Here is a 7,466-nt window from a genome sequence, read left to right as displayed (position 1 = left end):
TTAAGGAATCTACAAAACTTATAAATGATAATGACGATATCATAAAATGAAATATTGGGGCAGGGCTTTGCTCCAATATTTGTTAACCTTTAATTTAGTACACTGATAACGCATACAATATTATCGTGTCTTGACGATTTTGCTAATCATTATTTCAATTAGCATGTTAACTAACATACTTTAATTATAGTATTATTATGATAATATTATATTAAGAAATCTTTTATTTACCTTTACACAAATAATAAGTTTAATTTATGGCATTTGAGGCAGATAAAAGAGAGTGGAACGAGATTTATGCTTTTTTCAAGATTCTAGCGGATGGCGTTTTGTATTCCGGTGATTCAAAAATGAAGAGAGATGAGAATAGCTTATATCCAATCTCATTCGTTCAGCGTGAGGAACATGATGGTACAAGAAAGTATATTATTGATGGTGATTATATACATATCATTGGCGATAATATTGATAAAAGAGTAAAAAAGGAAAAATTTTCTGATGTAGCATCTTCAATACTATATGCATTGAAATCAACTTCTGAAAGTGAAATAACTTCTCCTGATGGTGTAGAGGAATTTCTTGATGAAGTTGCAATATTTGATTTGGCGGCTAAAACAGAAGATAGAACAGACTTTCATATTGCTATATACTCTCAGGAAGCTCCTCTTATAGGATTTTGTGTAAGATCTAAAATAGGAGGATTATTACCTTTACTTGATGGTGGAAGAACAGCCAACTTTAAATTCGAACAATCAGGCGTCAAATTTGCTTCTCCGACAGTTAATAAAATTAATGCATTTGGCGAAGAAGACGATGTATTGGGAAGAATGATGATGATTGAGAGATTGGGAGGAGTATTAAAATATAACGATGTTGCTGATAAAGTATTTAAAAGCAATCTTTCTATGATTGATTTACATTTTCCTAGAATGCTTGCAGAAATGTTAAGAGTCATGCAGCTTGATGGTATTACTAAAATTCCGGAATTAGTAGAGGCAATAAAGAGAATAAATCCATTAAAAATAAAAGATGAGCTTATTGAAAAGCATTCGTATTACGAATATAAAATGAAACAATTCCTTATGGCATTGGCTTTTGGTATGAGACCTGCTAAGATATTTAGAGGCGTTGATTCTGCTATAGGAGCTTATATTTTCGTAGATGGGAATGGTGATCTTGTTATGTATACACGCTCTGACAAGGAGAGGACAGAAGAATTTCTTTATAACAATACTAGATTTGAAAGATCTTCAACAGAAAAAGACAAATACGGATATTTAGAACGAGAGAATAACATCTTCTATTTTAAACTTAATCTTAAAATAGGTTTTGTTAAGAGATAAAAAGAGTCATCATAGATGACTCTTTTTTTATAGTTTAATTTTTATAATCTTACCACTGTAAGGCTCTAATTGTATAGTAACCTTTCCATCAGGAACCATTGATAATTTACCATCTGTCCCTGAAATAAGTTCCTGATATTTGAATTCTACGTTGTTAGGAATCTTTAAGTATTCAAATGCATGAGCAGGTATACTTACTTCAGTTCTTGTTGGAATAGAGTCAAAGTTTGCAACTATAAGTAATAACTCGTTATCATATTTCCTAAGAAATGAGTACTGTTTGTGCTCATTGTATTTTATTGAGCCTTTATTTGCGTAGGTCAAATCGAAAAACTCTCCATTGCTTATAGCTTTTTCATCCTTGCAAATATTAAGAAGCTTAGAATAAAATTCCCTTGTGTTCTTTTCTACATTACTAAGTTTCTTGTCACTATATTTCCCTTGAATCTGCCATCTCCAATATGAGTCAACACTCCAGTAGTCAAATATTGTAGTTCTTCCATCTCTGCCACTATAACCCTCATTATCCATTCCACGTTCTCCAAGTTCTTGACCGAAGTATATCATCATCGGATTAGTGTTCATACAAGCGCTTACTATCATAGCAGGGAAACCTTTATATGGACTTCCTGCAAACTGGTCGGAAGCAATACGTTGCTCGTCATGATTTTCTAGGAAATTTAACATTTTCTTCTCAATACCTCCAAGACTTTGCCATCTATTGGATATAACACTTGCAGATTCATATCCACACATTATTGACTTTAGTGTATCGTATAACCCTACTTTATCATATAGATAATCAAACTGTCCTCTGTAAATATAATTTTTGTATTCTCCAGGGTTATATATTTCTGCAATGAAAATAACTTCAGGATATTCTTGTTTAACTTGTGGTATAGCCCATTCCCAAAACTCTACCGGTACCATTTCGGCCATATCACATCTAAATCCGTTTACACCTTTTTTTGCCCAAAAAAGTAGAATATCACGCATCTTAATCCAAGTGTTAGGTATGGGATCAAAATGTTTTGTTCTATTATTTAGATAGTCAACTCCGTAGTTTAGTTTTATTGTTTCATACCAATCCGATGAGTTAGGATATGCATCAAATCTATCATTTCCTGTTGCCTTGGCGGGAAATTCAATATAAGGTTTCTGATTTACATCATGTAGATTAGTAATACCTTCAAGTTTAGTATTTGGGATATAATAGTAGTTATTTTGATTAGAAAAAGCTACAGAATTATCATCGTCTTCACCAAGGTCTTTTACACCTTTAGGTCTTGAGTTAGAATGATACTCTCTTGAAACATGATTAGGAATAAAATCTATAATGAGCTTTAATCCAACATCGTGTGTTCTTTTCAATAAATTATTGAATTCTTCCATTCTATTCTCAACATCTTCTGCTAAATCAGGGTCAATATTGTAATAGTCTTTTATAGCATAAGGTGATCCTGCCTTTCCTTTCACAATTATAGGATTATCTTTATTTATACCATATCTGCTATAATCTGTTTGAGTGGCATGCTCAATAAGCCCAGTATACCAAATATGAGTAATGCCTAATGATTTAATCTGTTTCAGAGCTTTTGTAGTAAAATAATTCATTTTCCCACATCCGTTCTCTACAATTGAACCATCAGGGATACGATTAATACATGGATTTCCAAATAATCTTGTAAGTACTTGATAAATAATAATCTTTTGCTTCATATCATTTTTATCACTCATAGTCGTGGACATTCTATCAACGTAAAAACAATCAGTGCTATTATTCGTTTTTGCTTGAGTGAAAGATGAAGTCCACATTAGTAATATAACAATAATGCCCGTAATCTTAAACGAAAGTACGGGCATAGTATTGATTGTTTTCATGTTAAAATTAAGCTATTCCTTGAGCTGATACAGAGCTATCAATCTTCTTGATAAGTCCTTGTAATACTGCTCCAGGACCACACTCTGTAAATTCATTAGCTCCATCTGTAATCATATTCTTAACAGATTGAGTCCAGCGTACAGATGCAGTAAGTTGTGCAACTAGATTAGCTTTAATCTCTTCTGGATTAGAATGTGGCAGAGCATCAACGTTTTGATAAACAGGGCATTTGGGAGTATGGAATGCAGTTGATTTTATAGCCTCTTCTAACTCAATTTTAGCAGGATTCATTAATGGAGAGTGAAATGCTCCACCAACTTTAAGTGGCAATGCGCGTTTTGCACCTGCAGCTTTCAACTCTTCACATGCTTTATTAATACCTTCTATACTTCCTGAAATAACGATTTGCCCTGGGCAATTAAAGTTAGCAGCAACAACTACTTCTCCTTCTTTAGATATCTTTTCACATGTTTCTTCAACTTTCTCATCAGATAATCCAATAATCGCAGCCATAGTTGAAGGCTGTAATTCGCAAGCTTTTTGCATAGCCATGGCACGAGAATAAACAAGTTTCAATCCATCTTCAAATGATAGAGCACCAGCAACAACCAAAGCTGAAAATTCTCCAAGAGAATGTCCTGCAGTCATATCAGGTTCAACCTTGTTGTCCATGCATAATGCAGAAATAACAGAGTGAAGGAATACAGCAGGTTGTGTTACTTTTGTTTGACGAAGTTCTTCGTCAGTTCCATTGAACATTATATCAGTAATGCGATAACCTAAAATTAGATTTGCTTTTTCAAATAGTTCCTTAGCTAAAGGAGAATTATCATATAGATCTTTTCCCATTCCGACAAACTGGGCTCCTTGTCCAGGAAATACAAATGCTTTCATATAAATATTATTTTTAATAAAACTGGAGCAAAGTTAGTTAATTCTTTTGAATATGGAAATTATATTGTTTATCTATATAAAAGTCAAGAACTTATTTTACATAGATATAATTTTAACTATTTAGAAAAATATATATATTTGCTAATAAATTATAACCGACAAAAATATGAGGATTAAAAGAGTTCTAGTAAGTGGTGGTGCTGGTTTTATTGGTTCTCATTTGTGCGCTCGTTTGTTGAAAGAGGGGTATTATGTAATATGTCTTGACAATTTCTTTACCGGGTCACGCGAAAACATAAAGAAACTCATTGGAAATAAGAATTTTGAGTTAATAGAACACGATATTATTTATCCATTTTGGAAAGATGTTGACGAAATATATAATTTAGCATGTCCAGCTTCCCCTATACATTATCAATATGATTCTATTAAGACGATGATGACTGCTATTCTAGGTACCTTTCACATGCTTAATATTGCTAAAAATACTGGGGCAAAAATGCTTCAGGCTTCTACAAGTGAAGTTTATGGAGATCCATTAAGTCATCCTCAAAAAGAGGAGGATTGGGGTAATGTTAATCCTATAGGCTGTCGCTCTTGTTATGATGAAGGGAAGAGATGTGGAGAAACATTATGTATGGATTTTAATAGACAATACAATGTTGATGTTAAAATTATAAGAATATTCAACACTTATGGACCAAATATGTGTGAAAACGATGGGCGTGTAGTCTCAAATTTTATTGTACAGGCCTTGAAGGGTAAGGATTTGACAATTTATGGGGATGGAAGTCAAACTAGGAGTTTTCAGTATGTTGATGATCTTATAGAAGGTATGTTACGTATGATGGCTACAGAAAGAGGTTTCACTGGTCCTGTTAATATTGGTAACCCTGGAGAATTTTCTATGCTTGAATTGGCAGAAATGGTTATCAGAAAAACTAAAAGTTCTTCAAAAATAATTTATAAGCCACTCCCACAGGATGATCCGAAACAGAGAAAACCAGATATAACTTTGGCTAAAGCTAAATTAGAATGGGAACCTAAAATAGATTTGGAAGAGGGTTTGGATTATGTTATTGATTATTTTCGAAAAGAATTACAAAATTAAAAGTTATGTCTACAGATTTAAATGTTGAAATAAATTATTCTGAGTATTCTATATTAGTTGTTGATGATGTTATTTCTAATGTACTTTTGCTGAAAGTATTGTTAGCAGCACAAAAGTTCAACGTCATTACAGCAAGTAATGGTATGGAAGCAATAGATATAACAAAAAAACAACAACCAGATCTGATTCTACTTGATGTCATGATGCCAGGTATGAGCGGATTTGAAGTTGCTCAAAAACTCAAGAATGATCCTGAAGTCCAACATATTCCAATTATATTTTTGACTGCACTTAATTCTACAGCAGACATTGTTACAGGATTTAAAGTAGGAGCAAATGACTTTATCTCTAAGCCATTTAATAAAGAAGAACTTGTAATACGAGTTAATCATCAGATATCACTAATTGCAGCGAAGCGTATTATTCTTCAGAAAACAGAGGAATTGAAGAAGACAATACAGGGACGAGATAAAATGTATTCTGTTATAGCTCATGATTTACGTTCTCCTCTTGGCTCTATTAAGATGGTACTGAATATGTTTGTTATGACTATGTCTCCACAAATGATAGGAGAAGAACAGTATGAAATGCTTGATAGTGCAAATAAAAGTACTGAAGAGCTATTTACTTTACTTGATAATCTTCTGAAATGGACAAAAACTCAGACAGGTAGACTAACAGTCGTTTTTCAGGACTTTGAATTAGTAAAATCTATTTCAGGAGTATTTGAAATATTTAGTTTAGTTTCAAGTTCTAAAAATATTGAGCTTATTTTTGATTCTAACGAAGAGATTAATGTGCGTGGTGATATTGATATGGTAAAGACTATAACTAGAAATTTATTGAGTAATGCAATAAAGTTCAGTTTTTCTGGCTCTAAAATAATTATTGAAGTAAAGAAAATTGGTAATATGGCTGTTGTTAGTGTTAAAGATTTCGGAAAAGGAATGAGTCAAGAAGAACAGCAGAAATTATTCAATTCGGAAACTCACTTTAGTAAATATGGAACTAATAATGAAGAAGGATCTGGTCTTGGTTTATTATTGTGTAAAGATTTTGCTACAAAGAATAGAGGTGATCTTTGGCTTCAATCAGAAGAAGGTAAGGGTTCTACATTCTTCTTCTCTGTACCACTAAAAGATAATTAAAATCCAACTTCCATTAGTACAGGATTATGGTCACTCATATCGAATGGTATAGTTTCATATCTGATAGGAGAGAAAGCATCAGCATAAAATATATAATCAATTCGCATTGTATTATATAATCCTTTATATGTGTGTGCAAAGCCTTTTCCTGCACTTTTAAATCCATCTTTAAGATATCCTTTTAGGGTATTGTAAGTGTAACTATTTGGTATATCGTTAAAATCTCCACAAAGTAATACTGGAGTATTGGTAGTATTAACTAGTTCAGCAATTTGCTTTGCTTGGTTTGCTCTTTTTCTAATATTATTATTTAGACTATTACTATAATATTGTTCTAATATATTCTGTTTCTCATCGCTATTATTTGCCTCTTCAGCTTTAGCCATTTTTGAGCGCAACCTATCAAAGCTTGTTGTTTGCATATGAACAGATATGACTCTAACTTTCATACCTTTAACATCTATATCTGCCCATACAGCACCGTTGTTACTCTGCTTGAATGGAATGGATTGCCCATCTGAAATAGGATATTTGCTATAGATTGCTAAACTAGGGCTGGTGGAAATATAAGAATATGGGTAAAATTTAGAAAACGTATCAAAAATATCATTTATTGTAAAATCCCCATTCCCAATATATTCTTGAAGACAGATAACATCGACATCATCTTTATTCATTAATTTGGCAAATTCTTTAGCAGAATATCCTGTGACTTCATTACCAAAAGAATGAACATTGTATGTAACAAGTGTCAGTTTGCTGTCTGAACTGTACTTAGTGCTACTATACAATTGATACATAGAGGTTATGTAATTATTAAGTGATAATAATCCTAGAAGAGGTATAATGAACCAATATCTCCATCTTATCGCCCAATATAAAAGTAAAATTAAATTGATTAATACAAAGATAGGACTGGAAAATGTAAAATAAGCAGCACTAATATTATCATTAGGGTCAATAGTACCTGAATAATTAGCTATTATCGAAAGAATAAGGATAAGAAAAGTAAATAGAATAGATATGAAATATGCCAATTTTTTTACTGCTAACTTTCCCATATTGTATTATTATTTATTTGCAAATAT

The 7,466-nt window shown here is 32.2% G+C and carries 6 protein-coding genes; 3 read left to right on the top strand and 3 right to left on the bottom strand.

Going from position 1 to position 7,466, the window contains the following annotated elements; translation table 11 throughout:
• Window positions 1–257: 257 nt before the first annotated feature.
• Window positions 258–1,343 (top strand): HpaII family restriction endonuclease, encoded by a 1,086-nt coding sequence (locus JCM15092_RS13770; protein WP_024995152.1) that lies wholly within the window; start codon window positions 258–260, stop codon window positions 1,341–1,343.
• Between the two features lie 27 nt (window positions 1,344–1,370).
• Here JCM15092_RS13770 and JCM15092_RS13765 read toward each other — a convergent pair whose 3' ends face one another.
• Window positions 1,371–3,080 carry an alpha-amylase family glycosyl hydrolase gene (locus tag JCM15092_RS13765; protein ID WP_024995151.1) on the bottom strand — a complete coding sequence of 570 codons (1,710 nt, stop codon included), beginning with the start codon at window positions 3,078–3,080 and terminating at the stop codon, window positions 1,371–1,373.
• Between the two features lie 151 nt (window positions 3,081–3,231).
• On the bottom strand, window positions 3,232–4,119 hold the full coding sequence (fabD, locus tag JCM15092_RS13760) for an ACP S-malonyltransferase (protein ID WP_024995150.1): 888 nt from the start codon (window positions 4,117–4,119) through the stop codon (window positions 3,232–3,234).
• Window positions 4,120–4,291: 172 nt separating this feature from the next.
• On the opposite strand from fabD, the gene JCM15092_RS13755 reads away from it, so the two are divergent.
• Window positions 4,292–5,230 (top strand): UDP-glucuronic acid decarboxylase family protein, encoded by a 939-nt coding sequence (locus tag JCM15092_RS13755; protein WP_024995149.1) that lies wholly within the window; start codon window positions 4,292–4,294, stop codon window positions 5,228–5,230.
• 5 nt (window positions 5,231–5,235) lie between these two features.
• Window positions 5,236–6,378, top strand: a complete 1,143-nt coding sequence (locus JCM15092_RS13750; RefSeq protein WP_024995148.1) for a hybrid sensor histidine kinase/response regulator — start codon at window positions 5,236–5,238, stop codon at window positions 6,376–6,378.
• Here JCM15092_RS13750 and JCM15092_RS13745 read toward each other — a convergent pair.
• Entirely contained in the window at window positions 6,375–7,439 is a 1,065-nt protein-coding gene (locus JCM15092_RS13745; RefSeq protein ID WP_024995147.1) for an endonuclease/exonuclease/phosphatase family protein, read from the bottom strand. The genes JCM15092_RS13750 and JCM15092_RS13745 overlap by 4 nt on opposite strands.
• Window positions 7,440–7,466: the final 27 nt, after the last annotated feature.

The sequence above is a fragment of the Phocaeicola paurosaccharolyticus JCM 15092 genome, assembly GCF_000613805.1.
Classification (GTDB): domain Bacteria; phylum Bacteroidota; class Bacteroidia; order Bacteroidales; family Bacteroidaceae; genus Phocaeicola; species Phocaeicola paurosaccharolyticus.
Note: the sequence above shows the minus strand (reverse complement) of the source record. Positions and strands in the feature narration are given on the sequence as shown.

Excerpts from the sequence above, each read along its gene's own strand:
- JCM15092_RS13770 (WP_024995152.1), top strand. The coding sequence starts at position 258 with ATGGCATTTGAGGCAGATAAAAGAGAGTGGAACGAGATTTATGCTTTT.
- JCM15092_RS13765 (WP_024995151.1), bottom strand. The coding sequence starts at position 3,080 with ATGAGTGATAAAAATGATATGAAGCAAAAGATTATTATTTATCAAGTA.
- fabD (WP_024995150.1), bottom strand. The coding sequence starts at position 4,119 with ATGAAAGCATTTGTATTTCCTGGACAAGGAGCCCAGTTTGTCGGAATG.
- JCM15092_RS13750 (WP_024995148.1), top strand. The coding sequence starts at position 5,236 with ATGTCTACAGATTTAAATGTTGAAATAAATTATTCTGAGTATTCTATA.
- JCM15092_RS13745 (WP_024995147.1), bottom strand. The coding sequence starts at position 7,439 with ATGGGAAAGTTAGCAGTAAAAAAATTGGCATATTTCATATCTATTCTA.